Source organism: Nocardia cyriacigeorgica (assembly GCF_010868145.1).
GTDB classification, from domain to species: Bacteria; Actinomycetota; Actinomycetes; order Mycobacteriales; family Mycobacteriaceae; genus Nocardia; species Nocardia cyriacigeorgica_D.
The window spans coordinates 87,197-105,452 of the sequence record NZ_JAAGUY010000020.1 but is presented as its reverse complement, the minus strand read 5'-3'; the positions used below and the strand labels follow the sequence as shown (position 1 = coordinate 105,452).

18 protein-coding genes are annotated in these 18,256 nt (G+C 66.2%); all 18 read right to left on the bottom strand.

The genetic code is table 11. The features are described from left to right. Nucleotides 1–451: 451 nt before the first annotated feature. Nucleotides 452–1,711, bottom strand: a complete 1,260-nt coding sequence (murA, locus tag GV792_RS21325) for a UDP-N-acetylglucosamine 1-carboxyvinyltransferase (RefSeq protein ID WP_163826048.1) — start codon at nt 1,709–1,711, stop codon at nt 452–454. A gap of 92 nt (nt 1,712–1,803) precedes the next feature. Then, a complete protein-coding gene (locus GV792_RS21320; RefSeq protein WP_163826047.1) occupies nt 1,804–2,397 on the bottom strand; it encodes a cob(I)yrinic acid a,c-diamide adenosyltransferase in 594 nt (197 codons plus the stop codon). A 41-nt stretch (nt 2,398–2,438) separates the two neighbouring features. Then, complete coding sequence (locus tag GV792_RS21315; RefSeq protein ID WP_175583222.1) at nt 2,439–2,861, bottom strand: DUF2550 domain-containing protein; 423 nt, start codon at nt 2,859–2,861, stop codon at nt 2,439–2,441. Between the two features lie 249 nt (nt 2,862–3,110). Then, entirely contained in the window at nt 3,111–3,488 is a 378-nt protein-coding gene (locus GV792_RS21310) for a F0F1 ATP synthase subunit epsilon (RefSeq protein ID WP_163826045.1), read from the bottom strand. Between the two features lie 6 nt (nt 3,489–3,494). Continuing rightward, the gene (gene atpD / locus GV792_RS21305; RefSeq protein WP_163826044.1) at nt 3,495–4,943 is read right to left on the bottom strand and encodes a F0F1 ATP synthase subunit beta; all 1,449 of its coding nucleotides are present in this window, start codon (nt 4,941–4,943) and stop codon (nt 3,495–3,497) included. A 24-nt stretch (nt 4,944–4,967) separates the two neighbouring features. Beyond that, nucleotides 4,968–5,939 (bottom strand): F0F1 ATP synthase subunit gamma, encoded by a 972-nt coding sequence (locus tag GV792_RS21300; RefSeq protein WP_163826043.1) that lies wholly within the window; start codon nt 5,937–5,939, stop codon nt 4,968–4,970. A gap of 49 nt (nt 5,940–5,988) precedes the next feature. Further along, on the bottom strand, nt 5,989–7,629 hold the full coding sequence (atpA, locus tag GV792_RS21295; RefSeq protein WP_163826042.1) for a F0F1 ATP synthase subunit alpha: 1,641 nt from the start codon (nt 7,627–7,629) through the stop codon (nt 5,989–5,991). Between the two features lie 76 nt (nt 7,630–7,705). Next, nucleotides 7,706–8,515, bottom strand: a complete 810-nt coding sequence (locus GV792_RS21290; protein ID WP_163826041.1) for a F0F1 ATP synthase subunit delta — start codon at nt 8,513–8,515, stop codon at nt 7,706–7,708. A gap of 19 nt (nt 8,516–8,534) precedes the next feature. Further along, entirely contained in the window at nt 8,535–9,095 is a 561-nt protein-coding gene (locus tag GV792_RS21285; protein ID WP_163826040.1) for a F0F1 ATP synthase subunit B, read from the bottom strand. A 5-nt stretch (nt 9,096–9,100) separates the two neighbouring features. Beyond that, nucleotides 9,101–9,346, bottom strand: coding sequence for an ATP synthase F0 subunit C (locus GV792_RS21280; protein WP_011207590.1), 246 nt, complete (start codon nt 9,344–9,346; stop codon nt 9,101–9,103). Between the two features lie 76 nt (nt 9,347–9,422). Then, the gene (atpB, locus tag GV792_RS21275) at nt 9,423–10,271 is read right to left on the bottom strand and encodes a F0F1 ATP synthase subunit A (protein WP_163826039.1); all 849 of its coding nucleotides are present in this window, start codon (nt 10,269–10,271) and stop codon (nt 9,423–9,425) included. Nucleotides 10,272–10,516: 245 nt separating this feature from the next. Further along, nucleotides 10,517–10,981: a hypothetical protein gene (locus GV792_RS21270; RefSeq protein ID WP_163826038.1), complete on the bottom strand. Its 465-nt coding sequence runs from the start codon at nt 10,979–10,981 to the stop codon at nt 10,517–10,519. Nucleotides 10,982–11,013: 32 nt separating this feature from the next. Next, nucleotides 11,014–12,213, bottom strand: a complete 1,200-nt coding sequence (locus GV792_RS21265) for an MraY family glycosyltransferase (protein WP_163826037.1) — start codon at nt 12,211–12,213, stop codon at nt 11,014–11,016. A 36-nt stretch (nt 12,214–12,249) separates the two neighbouring features. Continuing rightward, nucleotides 12,250–12,915 (bottom strand): L-threonylcarbamoyladenylate synthase, encoded by a 666-nt coding sequence (locus GV792_RS21260; protein ID WP_163826036.1) that lies wholly within the window; start codon nt 12,913–12,915, stop codon nt 12,250–12,252. Between the two features lie 132 nt (nt 12,916–13,047). After that, nucleotides 13,048–13,920: a peptide chain release factor N(5)-glutamine methyltransferase gene (gene prmC / locus GV792_RS21255; RefSeq protein ID WP_163826035.1), complete on the bottom strand. Its 873-nt coding sequence runs from the start codon at nt 13,918–13,920 to the stop codon at nt 13,048–13,050. Nucleotides 13,921–13,983: 63 nt separating this feature from the next. Further along, the gene (gene prfA / locus GV792_RS21250; RefSeq protein WP_163826034.1) at nt 13,984–15,054 is read right to left on the bottom strand and encodes a peptide chain release factor 1; all 1,071 of its coding nucleotides are present in this window, start codon (nt 15,052–15,054) and stop codon (nt 13,984–13,986) included. Nucleotides 15,055–15,183: 129 nt separating this feature from the next. Beyond that, nucleotides 15,184–15,414 carry a 50S ribosomal protein L31 gene (gene rpmE / locus GV792_RS21245; RefSeq protein ID WP_163826033.1) on the bottom strand — a complete coding sequence of 77 codons (231 nt, stop codon included), beginning with the start codon at nt 15,412–15,414 and terminating at the stop codon, nt 15,184–15,186. 770 nt (nt 15,415–16,184) lie between these two features. Next, entirely contained in the window at nt 16,185–18,140 is a 1,956-nt protein-coding gene (gene rho / locus GV792_RS21240) for a transcription termination factor Rho (RefSeq protein WP_163826032.1), read from the bottom strand. Nucleotides 18,141–18,256 lie beyond the last annotated feature (116 nt).

The window sequence follows — 18,256 nt, the reverse complement described above, 5'->3', positions numbered from 1 at the left end:
CCAGCAAAAAGATTTGCTGACTAAATGTCCGACCTCAACACACGGGGGTATGAGAGGCCGGAACCAAATATATTATTTGGCACTGACATTCATCGACACACTATTGAGTTCTCAAAGAACACACGCACACACCATCGCACAAGATTTAACCTGATTGATCGGTGAGGCAACTTTTACAGCTTAGCCCGGCCGCGGACCCGAATGCAAATCGGGGCTCTCGGTCCAGCTAGTGTGATTGTCAGGCGCTCCTCGTACTACCTCGTTTCCCTGGCCTCTCGCTCAGCGTTTCCGCTCAGCTCCTGGGCCCCGGGTCGGTGTCCGTGTCGCTCTGACTTGAATAAAGTTACGTGGCTACATTTGCAATGTCAAATCGCCTGGTCAGGAAGGGTTTTCAGCGATGTTTTCACATCGCTTCCCCGCTCCCGTTGCCGTAGCGGCGATCTGACGCCGGTCATTCGGTCACGCCGACCCGCTGGACCTGCCCGCCAAGCGCCTGCAACTGCTCGACGAAGTCGGGGTAACCGCGGTCGATATGGAAGACGTCGTGTACTTCGGTCGTGCCGTCGGCGACCAGGCCGGCAAGTACCAGTCCCGCACCCGCACGAATATCCGAGGACCAGACCGGCGCACTCGACAACCGCGGAATCCCGCGCACCACCGCATGGTGGCCATCGGTACGCGCGTCGGCGCCGAGGCGGATCATCTCCTCCACGAAACGGAACCGCGCCTCGAAAATGTTCTCGGTGATCATCGAGGTGCCGTCGGAGATGGCCGCAAGGCCGATCGCCATCGGCTGCAGGTCGGTGGGGAAACCAGGGAACGGCAGAGTCGAGAAGTTCACCGCACGCGGACGTTCGGGCTGCACCACACGGAAGCCATCGGGTTCGAAGGAGATCCGGGCGCCCGCAGAACGCAGCTTGTCCAACACCAGCGACAGATGCTTGGGGTTGATTCCGGTCACTCGGACATCACCCATGGTCATCGCGGCGGCGATACCCCAGGTGGCGGCAACGATGCGGTCGCCGATCACCCGGTGGGTGGTTGGCGAGAGCCGCTCGACGCCCTCGATGGTCAACACCGAGGTTCCGGCACCATTGATCCGCGCACCCATCTGCACCAGCATGTTGCACAGGTCGACGATGTCGGGTTCACGCGCGGCATTGTCGATCACCGTCTCCCCCTCGGCCAGCACCGCGGCCATGAGGATGTTCTCGGTCGCACCGACGGACGGGAAATCGAGCCGGATCCGGGCGCCCTGTAGCTCGTCGGCGCGGGCCACCACGCAACCGTGCTCGATTTCGCTGGTGGCGCCGAGCAGGCGCAGTCCGGCCTGGTGCATATCCAAGGGCCTGGACCCGATGGCATCCCCGCCGGGAAGTGCGACCACCGCGCGTTTGCAGCGCGCCATCAGCGGACCGAGTACACACACCGAGGCGCGGAACTGCGTGACCGCCGGGAAGTCGGCGTGGTATTTGGGTTCGGCCGGCGTATCAATGCTGACCACCGAGCCCTCGATCACCACATCGCAGCCGAGGCCGCGTAGCACATCCGCCATCAGCGGTACGTCGAGGATGTCGGGGCAGTTGGTGATGGTTGTGGTGCCCTCGGCCAGTAGGGCCGCGGCCATCAACTTGAGGACACTGTTCTTGGCGCCCCCGACCGCGACCTCACCGACGAGCCGATTCCCGCCAGTTACCAGAAAACGTTCCATGCCGCCTCTCCGCGTCTTCGGCGCACCACTGAGTGCAAGGATAATGCTCTACCGGCTCCCGGCGATCGGACACCGAGCGCTGAACCGGTGAACTAGTCGCCGCCGGCCGCGGGCCCGGCACCTCCACCGGGCTGCCACAGCACGTCGCCACCGGGATTGGCCACCCGGCCGAGAATGAACAGCAGGTCCGACAGTCGATTCAGGTACCGAGCGGGCAGCGTACCGGTGTTGTCGGGATGAGCTTCGACCGCAGCCCAGGCCGAACGTTCGGCGCGGCGCGCCACCGTCCTGGCCACGTGCAAGTGCGCCGCCAACGGCGTGCCGCCGGGAAGGATGAAGGAGTTCAGTGGGGCGAGCTCGGCGTTGAACTCGTCGCACCAGGCTTCCAACCGGTCGATATAGGACTGCGTGATGCGCAGTGGTGGGTACTTCGGCTCCTCGACGATCGGCGTCGACAGGTCCGCGCCCGCGTCGAACAGGTCGTTCTGCACCTGACGCAGGACCGTACCGATACGTGGCTCGGGCTCGCCCACCGCGAGGGCGACGCCGATTGCCGCATTGGCCTCATCGCAGTCGGCGTAGGCGATCAAACGCGGATCGGTTTTGGCCACGCGGGAGAAATCGCTCAGCCCGGTGGTTCCGTCGTCCCCGGTCCGGGTGTAGATCCGGGTCAGATGCACGCTCACACGACCACCTTAAACGCTGGCGCCCGCGCTGGCGGCCACTGTCAATGGCCGCGCAACCTGCGGGCCCGGTCGGACGGCCGGGATTCCACCCATGACAAAAAGGCAGCCAGCGAGCCGCGATCCAACGCCAACTCGAAGCTGCCCTGGGTATCCGACACCGCGATCACCGCGATTTCGTCGGTCATGATGTCGTATTCGTCACCGCGGGGTCCGCGCCGTTCACCGACCTCGATACCGCGCCGGTGAATCACCGAATCCGGTCCGAGTTTGAGGCTCGACAGCTTGTAGAAGACGAGCCTGTCCTCGTCGTATCGGATCAATCCGTGCCGCCAACGTTCCCCGCCGCGGGCCGGGAGCACCCGCAGGATCGCGGCCGTGCCGCCACGACGCAACATCACCAGCCGGTAGGTCGACGCAAGGGCCAGGGCGACCAGCAGACATACCAGAATGATCAGAAGAACCATCCCGGTCTGCAATGCCGTCCATCCCTTCGTTCGCCAGATCGATCGACCCCAACCCCGTCGACCGAACCCGGTCATTCAATCACGGACTCGAGTTTACAAATGGGCCGGGCTTGTCGGAGAACGTACCGCCCAGATCGCATGATCTGTAAGAGCCGAGACAGAAACGACACTGCCGGCGGCGAGATCGCCACCGGCAGTGTCGTGTTCGATTCTGTTGTGCCGCTTGGACGCTATTCGAGCGTCCGGGGCTCAGGCGTGCGCGTTCTGTTCGACCGCGCGTACCCGCCCCTGCGCCACCCGCTGTTCTTCCTCGGAGGCCGTACCGTCGGCGAGCACCTTACGGGCCGCCTCGATATCGACCTCGCCGGCGAACTCGGCGGACTCGGCCAGTACCCGCACCGAGTCGCCGGTGACCGAGAAGAACCCGCCGTGCACCGCCGCGACGATCCGCTGACCGTCGGAATCGACGATGGTCACCGTTCCGCCCTCGACCAGCTGGCCGAGCAGCGGCTCATGGCCTGCCATGATGCCGATCTGGCCCTCGGTGGTCTGCGCGCTGACGAACGACGCCCGGCCAGACCAGAGCAGCCGTTCTACGGCGACGAGATCAACTGACATATCCGCCATCGGTGACTACTTTCCGGCGATCTTCTTGGCGGCCGCCTCGACGTCGTCGAGACCACCGCAGGAGTTGAACGCCTGCTCCGGGAAGTGGTCGAACTCGCCCTTGCAGACGCGGTCGAAGTCGTCGATGGTCTGCTCCAGCGGAACCACCGAACCCGGCTGACCGGTGAACTTCTCGGCGACGATGAAGTTCTGGCCAAGGAACTTCTCCAGACGACGCGCACGACCGACGAGGACCTTGTCCTCCTCGGAGAGCTCGTCCATACCGAGGATGGCGATGATGTCCTGCAGCTCCTTGTACTTCTGCAGGATCCGCTTGACCTCGTTGGCCACGGCGAAGTGCCGATCACCGACGATCGAGGCCTCCAGGATGCGGGAGGTCGAGGTCAGCGGGTCGACGGCCGGGTAAATACCCTTCTGCGAGATCGGGCGGGAGAGCTCGGTCGTCGCATCCAGGTGGGCGAAGGTGGTCGCAGGCGCCGGGTCGGTGTAGTCGTCGGCGGGGACGTAGATCGCCTGCAGCGAGGTGATCGAGCGACCACGGGTCGAGGTGATGCGCTCCTGCAGCTCACCCATCTCGTCGGCCAGCGTCGGCTGGTAACCCACGGCCGAAGGCATACGACCCAGCAGGGTCGAGACCTCGGAACCGGCCTGGGTGAACCGGAAGATGTTGTCGATGAACAGCAGCACGTCCTGGTGCTGCACGTCGCGGAAGTACTCGGCCATGGTCAGGGCCGAGAGGGCGACGCGCATACGCGTGCCGGGCGGCTCGTCCATCTGGCCGAAGACGAGGGCGGTGTCCTGGAGGACGCCCATCTCTTCCATTTCCAGGTGCAGGTCGGTGCCCTCACGGGTGCGCTCACCGACGCCGGCGAACACCGACGTACCGGAGAACTCACGCGCGATACGGGTGATCATCTCCTGGATCAGAACGGTCTTGCCGACACCGGCACCACCGAACAGACCGATCTTGCCGCCCTTCACGTACGGGGTCAGCAGGTCGAGCACCTTGACGCCGGTCTCGAGGATCTCGGTCTTGCCCTCGAGCTGGTCGAAGCTCGGCGGCTTGCGGTGGATGCCCCAGTTCTCGCCGTCGCGGCCGAGGCCCGGGCTGTCCAGGCAGTCGCCGAGGGCGTTGAACACGTGGCCCTTGACGACGTCACCGACGGGCACCGAGATCGGCTTGCCGGTGTCGGTGACGGTGGCACCACGGACCAGACCGTCGGTGGGCTGCATCGAGATGGTGCGCACGATGTTGTCACCGAGGTGCTGGGCGACCTCGAGGGTCAGGGTCTTGGCAACCGAGGCCAGAGCGATCTCGGCATGCAGAGCGTTGAACAGCTCGGGGATGGCACCACGCGGGAACTCGACGTCCACGACGGGGCCGATGACCCGGATGACGCGGCCTGCAGCAGCGCCGGTCCGGCTCGAGTTGTCTTGTGTGACAGCTGCGGTCATTTGGATTGGTTCACTTCCTGCGCGTTAGTCGCGGTCCGAGCTCGACGCCAGCGCGTTGACGCCGCCGACGATTTCGCTGATTTCCTGCGTGATGTGGGCCTGACGCACCGAGTTGGCCTCGCGCTGCAGCACTCTGGCCAGCTCGTTGGCGTTATCGGTGGCCGCCTTCATTGCGGTGCGCCGAGCCGCGGACTCGGATGCCGCTGCCTCGAGCAACGATGAGTAGATACGCGTGTTGATGTACTTCGGCAGCAGGGCCGCCAGCAGCACATCGGCGTCGGGCTCGAATTCGTACTGCGCCTGCGGATCGGCAGTCGCCGAATCGACGAACGAGTCCTCACCCATGTCGAAGTTCTCGTCGACGAAGCTCACCTGGATCGGCGCCAGGCGGCGCACCTCAGGGGTCTGGGTCAACATCGACACGAAACGCGTGTACACGATGTGCAGTTCATCGACACCCGCGATCTCGCCGGTCCCGTGGGGATGCGGCACCTCACCGTCGGCGCCGGCCATGAAGGCGTCGACCAGGTGGCGGCAGGCCGCCGAAGCATCGGTGTACTTCGGCTGCTGCGAGAACCCGGTCCACGACGCCATCGGCTGGCGGTTGCGGAAGGTGTAGTACGTGAGGCCCTTGTTGCCCATCACATACAGCACCGGCTCCTTGCCCTCATTGCGCAAGGTGGTCATCAGCTCTTCGGCGCGCCTGAACACGTTGGCGTTGTAACCGCCGCACATGCCACGGTCACTGCTGATCACCAGAACCGCGGCCCGGCGCGGATTCTCCCGCTCGGTCAGCAGCGGGTGCGACAGGTTCTTGGACGCACCTGCGAGCTCGGTCAGCGCCTTGGTGATCTCCTCGGCGTACGGCTTGGCAGCCGCGACCTGGGCCTGAGCCTTCGTGATACGCGAGGTTGCGATCAGCTCCTGCGCCTTGGTGATCTTCTTCGTCGAGTTCACACTGCGAATGCGGGAGCGCAATTCACGCAAGGTTGCCACGGTTCACCCTCCCTTCGTTCACTGCAGTCAAGTAGCGCATGGATCCGGACTACTTCTCGACGTGCTTGCGGGTGACCGACAGGTTCTCGACCTCTTCGTGATCGAGCTCGCCCGCGGCGGGCTCGTTCACGACGCGGCTGCCGTCGGAAGCGAGGAAGCCCTGCTTGAACTGGTCGGTGGCCGTCTTGATGGCCTCGGCCGCGTCGCCGTCCAGCGGCTTGGCGCCACCCTGCAGCGAATCGAACGCGTCCTGGGCGTTGCGGTGCAGGTCTTCGAGCAGATCACGGTTGAAGCGGCGGATGTCGGCGACCGGCACCGAGTCGAAGTAGCCCTTGTCCACCAGGAAGATCGAGACGACCTGATCCTCGACCGCGACCGGCGAGTACTGGTCCTGCTTGAGCAGCTCGACCCAGCGGGCACCGCGCTCCAGCTGCGCCTTCGACGCGGCATCCAGGTCGGAGGCGAAGGCGGAGAACGCCTCGAGCTCACGGAACTGGGCAAGCTCCAGACGCAGCGAACCGGCAACCTTCTTCATGGCCTTGGTCTGGGCGGCGCCACCGACACGGGAGACCGAGGTACCGACGTTGATCGCCGGGCGGACACCCTTGTTGAACAGGTCGGACTCGAGGAAGACCTGGCCGTCGGTGATGGAGATGACGTTGGTCGGGATGAACGCCGAGACGTCACCGGCTTTGGTCTCGATGATCGGCAGACCGGTCATCGAGCCCGCGCCCATCTCGTCGGACAGCTTGGCGCAACGCTCCAGCAGACGCGAGTGCAGGTAGAAGACGTCACCGGGGTACGCCTCGCGGCCCGGCGGACGACGCAGCAGCAGCGAGATGGCGCGGTAGGCCTCGGCCTGCTTGGTCAGGTCGTCGAACACGATCAGGACGTGCTTGCCCTGGTACATCCAGTGCTGGCCGATGGCCGAGCCGGTGTAGGGGGCCAGCCACTTGAAGCCGGCGGAGTCGGAGGCCGGAGCCGCGACGATGGTGGTGTACTCCATCGCGCCGTGCTCCTCCAGCGCGGCCTTCACGCCGGCGATGGTGGAACCCTTCTGACCGATGGCGACGTAGATGCAGCGCATCTGCTTCTTGGGGTCACCCGACTCCCAGTTCGCCTTCTGGTTCAGGATCGCGTCGATGCAGACCGCGGTCTTGCCGGTCTTGCGGTCACCGATGACCAGCTGACGCTGGCCACGGCCGATCGCGGTCAGGGCGTCGATGGCGGTGATACCGGTGGCCATCGGCTCCTCGACCGGCTGGCGCTCCAGCACGGTCGCGGCCTGCAGCTCGAGCACGCGGCGGTCATCGGCCTCGATCTCGCCGAGGCCGTCGATCGGCTGACCGAGCGGGTTGACCACGCGGCCGAGGAACTTGTCGCCGACCGGGACCGAGAGCACGTCGCCGGTACGGCGTACCTGCTGGCCCTCTTCGATCTCGGCGAACTCGCCGAGGATGACCGCACCGATCTCGCGGTCCTCGAGGTTCAGCGCCACGCCGAGCACGCCGCCCGGGAACTCGAGCAGCTCGTTGGCCATTGCCGAGGGCAGGCCGGAGACGTGCGCGATGCCGTCGCTGGTATCGGTGACCACACCGATTTCTTCGATGGAGGTCTCGGGGGTGTAGCTCTGGGTGTAGCTCTCGATCGCGCTACGGATCTCGTCGGAGGAGATCGTCAGCTCCGCCATGTTCTTCCTGCTCTCGCTGTAAGGGTCTCGAATGTCGGGGGTTTGGCGACTGTGTCTGATGGCCAGCGGAGCTGGGCTACGCCAGTTCGCGGCGCAGCCGCTCCAGTCGGCCCACGGCGCTGCCGTCGATCACGTCGTCACCGACGCGCACGACGAGTCCGCTCAGCAGACTTGCGTCGACCTGCACGTGCACCGTGACCGGCTTGCCGTAGATGCGCTGCAGGGAGGCGGCGAGCCGCTCCCGCTGTGGCGCGGTCAGGGCAATCGCGGCCCGCACGTGCGCGACGATCTGGTCGCGCCGCGACGCTGCCAGGTCGGACAACTCGTCGAAGGCCGCGCCGATGCCGGACTTCTGCCTGGTCACCGCCTGCTCCGCGAGGGTGACGGTGATGGGCTCGGCCTTGCCGGTCAGCAGACGGGTGATCAGTTCACGCCGTGCCGATGCCGGCTTCGCGCGATCCGACAGCGCCTGCTCCAGGTCGGGGTTGTCGGCGACGATCCGGCCCAGCCGGAACAGCTCGTCCTCGACCGCGTCGAGCCTGCCGCTGTCGGCGGCCGACTCCAGCAGCGCCTCCTGGCCGAGCAACACCAGGGTGTCGACCATGTCGGCGGTGCGGGACCAGTCCTGGGCCACCGCGGTGGTCAGCACCGCAAGGGTGGCGGCGCTGACCTTTCCGCCGAAGACCCGCTCGCTCAGTTCGGCGCGTACCGAACCGGGCACCGACACGTCCGCGAGCGCAACACGCAGCGAACGCTGGTCGTCCAGCACGGCGACGACGGCGAACAGTTCCGAACCCGTCGTCGCGGCAACACTGTCGCTTCCGGTCAGAGCGGCCCGAAGCGCTTCCCGCGAACGGGAGCTGGCCTCGCGGCTCGCTGCGTACATGCTTCTCACTTTCGCGTCGCTACCTTCCGACCCCGATGCCGGCGTCGGTGTCGTCGAGTTCGCTGAGGAACTTCTCGATCGACGCCGCCTGCTTGGCCTCGTCCGAAACCGACTGCCCGATGACCTTCTCGGCCAGATCGACCGCGGTACGGCCGACCTCGGTGCGCAGTTCGGTCAGGATCTGCTGGCGCTGGGCTTCCAGCTGGGAGTGGCCAGCTGCCACGATGCGGTCGCTCTCGGCCTGGGCCTCCGTGCGCATCTGCGCGAGGATCTGCTGGCCCTGGGTGCGCGCGTCCTCACGGATGCGTGCGGCTTCGAGGCGGGCATCGGCCAGCTGCTGCTGGTACTGCTGCAGGGTGAGCTGAGCTTCTTCCTGCGCGGCCTCGGCCTTGGCGATACCGCCCTCGATCTTGTCGCTACGCTCGTCGAGCACCTTGGTCAGGCGCGGAACGACGAACTTGTAGAACAGCACCGCGATAACCGCGACGCAGACGATCGACCAGACGATGTCGTACGTTTCGGGGAGGAGAGGATTCACATCCTCTCCGCCCTCCGCTGCGAGTACAGAAATGTTGTACATCGGAATCAGAAGATGAAGCCGGCGACGAGGCCGATCAGGGCCAGCGCCTCGGTGAAGGCGATACCGAGGAACATGTTGGTACGGATGGTGCCCTGCAGCTCGGGCTGGCGGGCGATACCCTCGATCGCCTTACCGACGACGATGCCGACGCCGATGCCCGGGCCGATGGCGGCCAGGCCGTAGCCGACGGCGCCGAGGCCCTTCAGCGTCGACTCGTTGGCAGCTTCCTGGGCCAGGTACGAGAGGCTCATGAGTCTTCTTTCCCTTTCTGTTGCTCACCCGCCGGTCGGCGCGGTGTAGCAGGTCTCCAGTGATTATTTAGTGCGGTCAGTGGGAATCTGCGTGCTCGGCCAGGCCGATGTACACGGCGGTCAACAGTGCAAACACGTAGGCCTGCAGGAAGATGACCAGCATCTCGAACATCGTGAACCCGATTCCCGCAAGCAGCGAGAACGGCGAGAACACCTTCATCCAGCTGGTGGCGTCGAACAGGAAGAACCAGGTGGAGCTGAAGAACAGCACCAGCATGATGTGACCGGCCAGCATGTTGGCCATGAGTCGGACGGTCAGCGTGAACGGACGCAGGATGAAGGTCGAGACGAATTCGATCGGAATCAGCAGCACATGCAGAGCGGGCGGCACGTTCGGCACCACGATGCTGCTACGCATGTACTTCCAGAAGCCGTACTTCTTGATGCCGACATAGTTGAACGCGATGTAGGCGATCGCGGCCAGCACCAGCGGCATACCGATCCGCGCGTTCGAGGAGATATTCAAGAACGGCACGATGCTGGAGAAATTCAGGAAAAGAACGGTGAAGAAGATCGTCGCGATGAGCGGGAAGAACTTACGCCCGGTTTCCTTACCGAGAATTTCCTCGCAGATCTGCTCCTTGACGAAGACCAGACCGACCTCGGCGACGTTCTGCAGGCCACGCGGCACGATCCGCGGCGAGCGGAAGGCCAGCGCCATGAGGCCGATCAGGACCGCCGTCATCAGGATGCGAATGAGCATCAAGCGATCGAGTTCGAACGGCGTTCCCTCGAACAGCACCGCCGGAGGGAAAAAGTCGGTTAGCGATGGCGCGTGAAATTCCGCGGCCAAAGTGGTGACGCTCAGCGTTCTCTCCCGTGTTCGGGCCGCGGGTTCGGTCGTTCCCGCGGTTCGATCGGACATTGACGATCAATGTGGGTCGACTCAGGTCGGCTCGAAGTTCGTCAGCAGCTGCGCGGCATTCCCGCTCGGGCGTCTGTACGTGTGTCGGCGACATCGTCGACATGCAGAACCGGAACTCTGCGGAGCCCGGCACGGCAGTAGCATAGCGTCACCTGGTGGGATCGTGGTGATTCCCCCCGAAGGGTCGCTTGCTTACCAAGACTTTACCAAGTTATCTACGACAGCGTGTAGCTGGGTGCGATTTGTTACCGATCGGTACCTGGACCGGCTTCACGATCAGGCACATTCACGTACGGAACCTTCTGCCGCAGAACGCCATACGTCTCCGCGCCGAGCACGATGATCAGGGCGCCGATGACGGTGAGAAACAGCGCGACCCGGTCGTAGAAATCGAACTGATTCAAGATCGCGATAACCACCATCGCGACGAGCAATTTGCCTGCCCAACTGACAAGCATGACCAGCCCTGCCGTGGTGGGAGGCAGTTTCGCCCCGAACAGCACCACCGCGGCGGTGGTCAGGATGAAGCCGCCGCCAATGGCCGCACCGAGCAGCGCACCCCAGACGCCCGCGGCACCGGCGACCGCGCCTGCGATCGCCACCGCGAGCACGGTCAGCACGACGAGCCCGACCAGGCCGTAGCGCAACGCGGCGCGCAGCGGGGCGTCGGGGCCTGGGTCTGTATACGGTGTCGAACTCACGAGCCGCACTCTACCCGTGCCCGCCTTCGGCGCCGATCAGCTCATCCGGCGGGCTCCTGCGGATCGCCGGGCTGATCGGCCTGTTCAGCGGCTGCGGCACGCTCCCGGCGCAAGCCGGGAACAGCGGTCGCGACCAGAGCGAAGACCAGTCCTCCCGCCATCAGCAACACGACGACGCGCCGGTCCATCAAGGAGGTGCCGACGGCGCCGAAAGCCAGCACGCCGACCCACAAGTAGATCAGCAGCACCACACGCCGCTGCGAGTGTCCGATCTGCAACAACCGGTGGTGCAGGTGCATCTTGTCCGGTGTGGAGAAGCTGACCCCGGCCCGCACTCGGCGCACGATGGCGAGCAGCAGATCGAGCACCGGAATGAACATCACCGCGCCGACGAGCAGCAGCGGCGACAGCAGACCGACGATGTCGCGCGGGCCGTATCCGGTGAGCGGGATACGCCCGGAGGCGCTGGTCGACACCGCCGCCAGCACAAGGCCGATCAGCATCGAGCCCGAATCGCCCATGAAGATCCGCGCGGGCGAGAAATTGTGCGGCAGGAATCCCAGGCACGCGCCTGCCAGCGCGGCAGCGAGCATCGCGGGCGGATAGGTGTCGACCGAACCGCCCTGTTCGGTGAGCAGCCCGACCGAGAAGGCGAACACCGCGATGGAGGAAATCAGGCCGAGGCCGGCGGCGAGGCCGTCCAAACCGTCGACGAAGTTCATCGCGTTGATCAGCGTCACCGCGACCGCGACCGTCACCAGGGCACTCTGCAGGCCATCCAGTACAACGGTCTCGTTGTTGAACGGGTTGTAGATGACGTACCAGCTCAGCCCCATGACCGCCATGACCCCGGCGGCGGTGACCTGACCGGAGAATTTGGTCAGCGCGTCCAGGCCCCAGCGGTCGTCGACGATGCCGACCGCGACGATAATCGTCGCCGCGACCAGCACCGCGGTGATATCGGGCCGGTAGTCGAACCCGCGACGCAGCGCGGGCAGCTGGTGGGCGAACAGCACCGCCGCCACCACGCCGAGGTACATGCCGACGCCACCCATCCGCGGGATCGGCTTGACGTGCACGTCGCGCTCGCGTGGGACGGCGACCGCGCCGAAACCGATGGCAAGCACCCTGATCCCGCCGGTGGCGAGGAAGGTGACCACCGTGGAGACCAACAGCACCAGCAGCAGCTCACGCAGCGGAACGACGGCACCGGAACTACCCAACGCGTGAACCGCGATCACTCGCGATACCGCCCGCTCATCCGATCAGCCATCCGGTCACCGGGCGGTGGGCCCGGTCAGGGCCTCGGGAGCCATTCCGAGCACATCGGCGATATCGGCGATCGAGACCGCACCCTCGCGCAGGATGCGCGGCTGGTCAGCGGTCAGGTCGACGATGGTCGAGGCGGTGGCATGTTCAGCGGGACCGCCGTCGAGGTACACCCCGACGTGCTCACCGAGCTGAGCGCGCGCCTGCTCGGCAGTGGTGGCGGGTGGCTGCCCGGAGACATTGGCGCTCGACACCGCCAGCGGACCGACCTCGCGCAGCAGATCCAGCGCGACCGGGTGCAGCGGCATCCGCAGCATGACCGTCCCCCGGGTGTCGCCGAGGTCCCAGGCCAGCGAAGGCGCTTGCTGCACAACCAGACTCAGCCCGCCCGGCCAGAACGCGCGGATCAGTTCCCTCGCCTGCGGTCGCACCGAGAAGACCAGGCCGTCGATGGTGTGCCAGGAACCGACGAGCACGGGTACCGGCATATCGCGCCCGCGCCGCTTGGCGGCGAGCAGCTCGGCTACCGCCTGGCCGTCGAACGCGTCGGCGGCTATGCCGTAGAGCGTATCGGTGGGCATGACGACGAGCCGCCCGGATTTCAGGGCGCTGGTCGCGGCGGACAGTCCGGCGGTGCGCGAGTCGGGATCCGCGCAGTCGTAGACGGTACTCACGGCCCCCATCCTGTCACGCGGGTGCGGCGGCGCCGTCGGCCCCCGGCTCGAACTCGAATTCGCCACGCGCCACGCGCAAACCGTGGCGCGGCGCCACACCCGAGATCGCTGCTCGCGGGCACCGCGAACTGGTCAGACACGGACGGCGGCGACGAAGCGCGGCTTGCCCGCGAGATCCGGATGTTCGGCGATGCCGGTGAACGCTCCGGTATCGGCAAGCAGTGCGGCCAGCGCGGAGCCGTTGGTGTCGTCGTGTTCGATGGCGGTGCCACCGCCGGGGCGCAACAGGCGGGTGATGACGGGAACGAGACCGCGAATGACGTCGAGCCCGTCCGGGCCGCCGAACAGGGCACGATGCGGATCGTGGTCGGCGACCTCGGGATCGAGCTCGGCGCCCGCGGGAATGTAGGGCGGGTTGGACACCACGATGTCGGCCCGGCCGTCCAGATCCGTGAGCAACGCGGGGTCGGTGGCATCGTCGGCATGCAGGGTGATCGGGGTGTCGCCCGCCGCGATTCGCAGGTCGGCATTGTGCCTGGCCCATTTCAGGGCCGCAGGGTCGAGTTCGACCGCGTGCACTTCGGCGTCGGGTCTGGCGTGTGCGATGGCAAGGGCCAGCGCTCCGGAACCGGTGCACAGGTCCACGACGACGGGAGCGTGATCGTGGCGCACGGCCTCCAGATGCGCCAGCGCCCACGCGAACACCAGCTCGGTCTCCGGCCGCGGAATGAACACCCCCGGGCCGACCTCCAGTTCGATCCGCCCCATCGCCGCACGCCCGATCAAGTGCTGCAAGGGAATTCGCCGCGCGCGACGCTCGACGAGACCACGCAGATCGGCCAGCTGCTCGGGGGTGAGCAGCGGGGCGAGCAACAGACGCGAACGCGGCACCCCGAGGACATGGGCGGCCAGCTGCTCGGCGTCGGCCCGCGGGCTCGGTACGCCCGCGGCCTGGAGCGTTTCGACGGCCTCGAGGAGCGCAGGCCGCAACGGTGCGCGAGTCATATCGTCGACTCTGCCCGATGAACTGTCAGGCGGTGCCTCATTCGGCATGACCGGGTGCGCGCATCACTCCGCGGCCATGCGGGCGTCACGGTCGGCCTTACCGAGCGCGTCGAGAAGGGCGTCCATATCACCGTCGAGGACCGCGTCGAGGTTGTGCGCCTTGAAACCGATGCGGTGGTCGGCGATGCGGTTCTCCGGGAAGTTATAGGTGCGGATCCGCTCGGAACGGTCGACGGTGCGGATCTGGCTGGCCCGGCCTGCCGCGGCCTCCTGCTCGGCCTGCTCCTCGGCCAGCGCCTGTAGCCGCGCGGCCAGCACCTGCATGGCACGCGCCTTGTTCTGCAACTGGGAGCGCTCGTTCTGGCAGGTCACCACGATGCCGGAGGGCAGGTGGGTGATGCGGACCGCGGAGTCGGTGGTGTTGACGCCCTGACCACCTTTACCGGACGACCGGTAGACGTCGATGCGTAGATCGGTCTCGTCGATCTGCACCTGCTCGACCTCGTCGGGCTCGGGATAGATCAGGACGCCGGCGGCGGAGGTGTGCACCCGGCCCTGCGATTCGGTCACCGGCACCCGCTGCACGCGGTGCACGCCACCCTCGAACTTGAACCGGGACCACACACCGTCGCGGGCGGCGTCGCGGCTCTTGATCGACAGCGTTGCCTCTTTGTATCCGCCCAGGTCGGAGTAGGTGGCGTCGAGTATCTCGACCTTCCAGCCGTGCCGTTCCGCGTAGCGCAGGTACATCCGGGCCAGATCGGCGGCGAACAGCGCGGATTCCTCACCGCCCTCACCGGACTTCACCTCGAGCACGACATCGTCACCGTCGTGCGGGTCGCGCGGGGCCAGCAGGTCGGTCAGCGCCTGCTCCAGCTCCCCCACCTGCTGTTCCAGGTCGGGGACCTCGGCGGCGAACGCGGCGTCGTCGGCGGCCAGCTCGCGGGCGGCGGCCAGATCGTCACGCGCGCTCGTCAGCTTCCGGTAGGTGGACATGACGGGCGCGAGCTCGGCGAACCGCTTACCGACGCGGCGGGCGGCGCCTGCGTCGTTGTGCAGCGCCGGATCGGCGAGCTGGGTCTCCAAGCCCGCGTACTCGGCCAGGATGTCGTCGATCGCGGACGGCTGGGTCACGGTGCACTCCTAGTCAAGGGCTCTGTCATGGCGGTTCTGGCCCGGCTCGACTTCGACCGCGACGCCGGGGCGGCGCCATCAAACACAGACGCCCGGCCTGCTGTGCAGGACCGGGCGTCGGCGAGGAAGCTACTTCGATTCGGCGTTCTTCGCGGCACGCTTGCCGTAGCGAGCCTCGAAGCGGGCCACGCGGCCGCCGGTGTCCAGGATCTTCTGCTTGCCGGTGTAGAACGGGTGGCACTGCGAGCAGACCTCGACGGTGATGTGACCGGATTCCTTGGTGGAACGGGTCTGGAAAGTGTTTCCGCAACCGCAGACGACGGTGGTGTCGACGTAGGTCGGGTGGATTCCTGCCTTCATGGGTGTCCTCTCGAAAATGGCGCCGGGTCGCTCGCGCGGGAGGCGTCGAACGTGAACCGGAGCCGACTAGGCGGGATTGTCCGCGAACAGCGCGGACGCACGGCGATCCAGTATGCCAGAGTCACCGCTACGTCCATCAAACGCCCCCGGACGGCCGGATGTTCCCGCCGCGAGTAATCCCCCTTCGCTATCGCCCCAGGAACTGGGGGGACGCGCACAGGCCGCACTCGAGGAACCCTGAAGTCGGGTAGTCGGCTACTCAAGAATACGAACAGCTCCGTTCATAGTGTTGGAATCCGATGCACGTCGGCGTGCCGAGACATGGAAAGGAGAATCCTTTGAACAGCCGAGTGAACAACCGTGTGGCCCTCGCGGTGCTGGTCGCACTGGTCGTGGCTGTCGTGGCGGGATGGTTCGCCGCGCCGGGTGGAACGGACTCTCCGTCATCGGCGAGCCCGGACCGGACAGCGGAATCGGGGTTCGTATCGGAGACCGAGACCATACCGAGCTACCCCGTGGACACCCAGCGACAACACACACCGGCCTCCGACACCGCGCTCACTGCCGCGTCGCGGCGCACCTCGTTCGGTGGCGCCGCACTGATTCTCGCTTATCTGGTCGTGGGGGCCGCCGCGATCGGCGTCGTCTTTTTCTCCCCCGCATCCGTCCGGGCACCGCGTAGCTCGCGCGCGGCTCCGGAAACGGCTCGAGGGCCCCACCGAAGTGAGGCCCTCGAGGCCGTGCTCACCGCCGCACGGCGGTTCGGCGAATCACTCGTCGAGCGCGCCCGGCGCAGTCTTGGAGACCTGCATGAGGAACTCCAGGTTGTTCTTGCTCTTCTTCAGACGATCGATGAGCAGGTCGATCGCCTGATGCGAGTCCAGACCGGACAGTACGCGACGCAGCTTGTGCAGCACCGCGGCCTCGTCTGGGCTCAGCAGTAGTTCGTCCTTACGGGTACCGGACGGTGCGACATCCACCGCAGGGAACACGCGCCGCTCCGCGATCTTGCGGTCCAGCTTGAGCTCGGCGTTACCGGTGCCCTTGAACTCCTCGAAGATCACCGTGTCACCGGTCGAACCGGTTTCCACCATTGCGGTGGCGATGATCGTCAGCGAGCCGCCGTTCTCGATGTTGCGGGCCGCGCCGAGGAACCGCTTGGGCGGGTACAGCGCGGTGGAATCCACACCACCGGAAAGGATTCGGCCCGAGGCCGGTGAGGAGTTGTTGTACGCGCGACCCAAGCGGGTGATCGAGTCGAGCAGCACGACTACGTCCTTGCCCATCTCGACCAGGCGCTTGGCCCGCTCGATCGCCAGCTCGGCGACCGAGGTGTGGTCGGCAGGCGGCCGGTCGAAGGTGGAGGCGATGACCTCACCCTTGACCGAACGCTGCATATCGGTGACCTCTTCGGGCCGCTCGTCGACCAGGACCACCATCAGGTAGACCTCAGGGTTGTTGACCGCGATCGCATTGGCGATGTCCTGCATGATCGTGGTCTTACCGGCCTTCGGCGGGGACACGATCAGCGCGCGCTGCCCCTTACCGATCGGCATGATCAGATCGATCACCCTGGTGGTCAGCTTGTTCTGCTGAGTTTCCAGGCGCAGCCGCTGGTTCGGGTAGAGCGGGGTCAGCTTGTTGAAATCGGGGCGACGCTTGGCCGCATCCACATCGCCGCCGTTGACGGTGTCCAGACGGACCAGCGGATCGAACTTCTGCCGCTGATTCGACTGCTCACCGTCGCGCGGGGCGCGCACGGCACCGGTGATCGCGTCACCGCGGCGCAGGCCGTTCTTGCGGACCAGGTTCATCGAGACGTAGACGTCGTTCGGGCCGGCCAGGTACCCGGAGGTGCGCACGAACGCGTAGTTGTCGAGCACGTCGAGAATGCCCGCGACCGGCTGCAGGACATCGTCCTCGCGGATCTCGAGCTCACGCGACTCGCCGCCACCGTCACGATCACGGGTGCGCCGACGCTCGCGGAACCGACGTCCGCGCCTACCGCGGCCGCCTTCTTCGTCATCGCCACCACGATTGTCGCCACCACGGTTACCGTCCCGGCCGCCGGCGCTCTGACCGCGCTCACCCGACTGCTGGCCACGGTCGCGACGACGTTCGCCGCCGTCACCCTCCGGCTTGGCCTCGTCGGTACGGGCCTCGGTGGCGGTGTCGCCGCCACCGGCGCCGCCACGTGCCTGATCGCGGCCACGGCGCTGCCTGCCGCGACCGCGCTGCCCCTGCTCACGTCCGGACTCGTCGGTGTTCTCGGCGGCGGGCGCGGCGTTGTCGGCAGCGGCCGAGTTATCGGCGGCGGCGGAATTCTTCTTGGAAGTCTGGTCTTTGGCGCGCGCGTCCTTGGCGGCGTCACCGGCCGTGGCCTTGTCGGCCGGGGCCACCGCGGCCTGAGCGTCCTTGACGGGGGCGGCAGATTTCTCGGCGGCCGGCGCAGGCGCGACGTCGAGAGTCGGCTGCTCGACGCGGGCCGTGGCGGCATCCGCGGCGGCGCTCTTCGCCTCGGTCTTGGTGGCGGACTTGGCCGATCCACGCGCCGGCTTCTCCGCGGACGCGGCTTTACCGGCCTGATTTTCCTTGATGGCGGCGATCAGATCGCCCTTACGCATACCGGAGGTTCCTCGGATACCGAGCTCCCCCGCGAGTGCGCGCAACTGCGGCAACAACATTCCAGTCAGCCCCGATCGTGCGACGTCGGTTTGTTCGCTCATCTTCGAAATCTGTCCGGAGTCACTATCGCGGTCTCCCGAGGGCTGCGGGTTGGAATCCACCCCGGGTGTCGCGAGCAGGTCCGTATCTGTCACGGAGATCCTTTCCTTCCCTCGAT

Excerpts from the sequence above, each read along its gene's own strand:
- GV792_RS21280 (WP_011207590.1), bottom strand. The coding sequence starts at position 9,346 with ATGAGCCTCTCGTACCTGGCCCAGGAAGCTGCCAACGAGTCGACGCTG.
- rho (WP_163826032.1), bottom strand. The coding sequence starts at position 18,140 with ATGAGCGAACAAACCGACGTCGCACGATCGGGGCTGACTGGAATGTTG.
- GV792_RS21315 (WP_175583222.1), bottom strand. The coding sequence starts at position 2,861 with ATGGTTCTTCTGATCATTCTGGTATGTCTGCTGGTCGCCCTGGCCCTT.
- GV792_RS21285 (WP_163826040.1), bottom strand. The coding sequence starts at position 9,095 with ATGTACAACATTTCTGTACTCGCAGCGGAGGGCGGAGAGGATGTGAAT.
- prmC (WP_163826035.1), bottom strand. The coding sequence starts at position 13,920 with ATGACTCGCGCACCGTTGCGGCCTGCGCTCCTCGAGGCCGTCGAAACG.
- murA (WP_163826048.1), bottom strand. The coding sequence starts at position 1,711 with ATGGAACGTTTTCTGGTAACTGGCGGGAATCGGCTCGTCGGTGAGGTC.
- GV792_RS21290 (WP_163826041.1), bottom strand. The coding sequence starts at position 8,515 with ATGTACGCAGCGAGCCGCGAGGCCAGCTCCCGTTCGCGGGAAGCGCTT.
- atpB (WP_163826039.1), bottom strand. The coding sequence starts at position 10,271 with ATGTCCGATCGAACCGCGGGAACGACCGAACCCGCGGCCCGAACACGG.
- atpD (WP_163826044.1), bottom strand. The coding sequence starts at position 4,943 with ATGACCGCAGCTGTCACACAAGACAACTCGAGCCGGACCGGCGCTGCT.
- GV792_RS21310 (WP_163826045.1), bottom strand. The coding sequence starts at position 3,488 with ATGGCGGATATGTCAGTTGATCTCGTCGCCGTAGAACGGCTGCTCTGG.
- rpmE (WP_163826033.1), bottom strand. The coding sequence starts at position 15,414 with ATGAAGGCAGGAATCCACCCGACCTACGTCGACACCACCGTCGTCTGC.
- atpA (WP_163826042.1), bottom strand. The coding sequence starts at position 7,629 with ATGGCGGAGCTGACGATCTCCTCCGACGAGATCCGTAGCGCGATCGAG.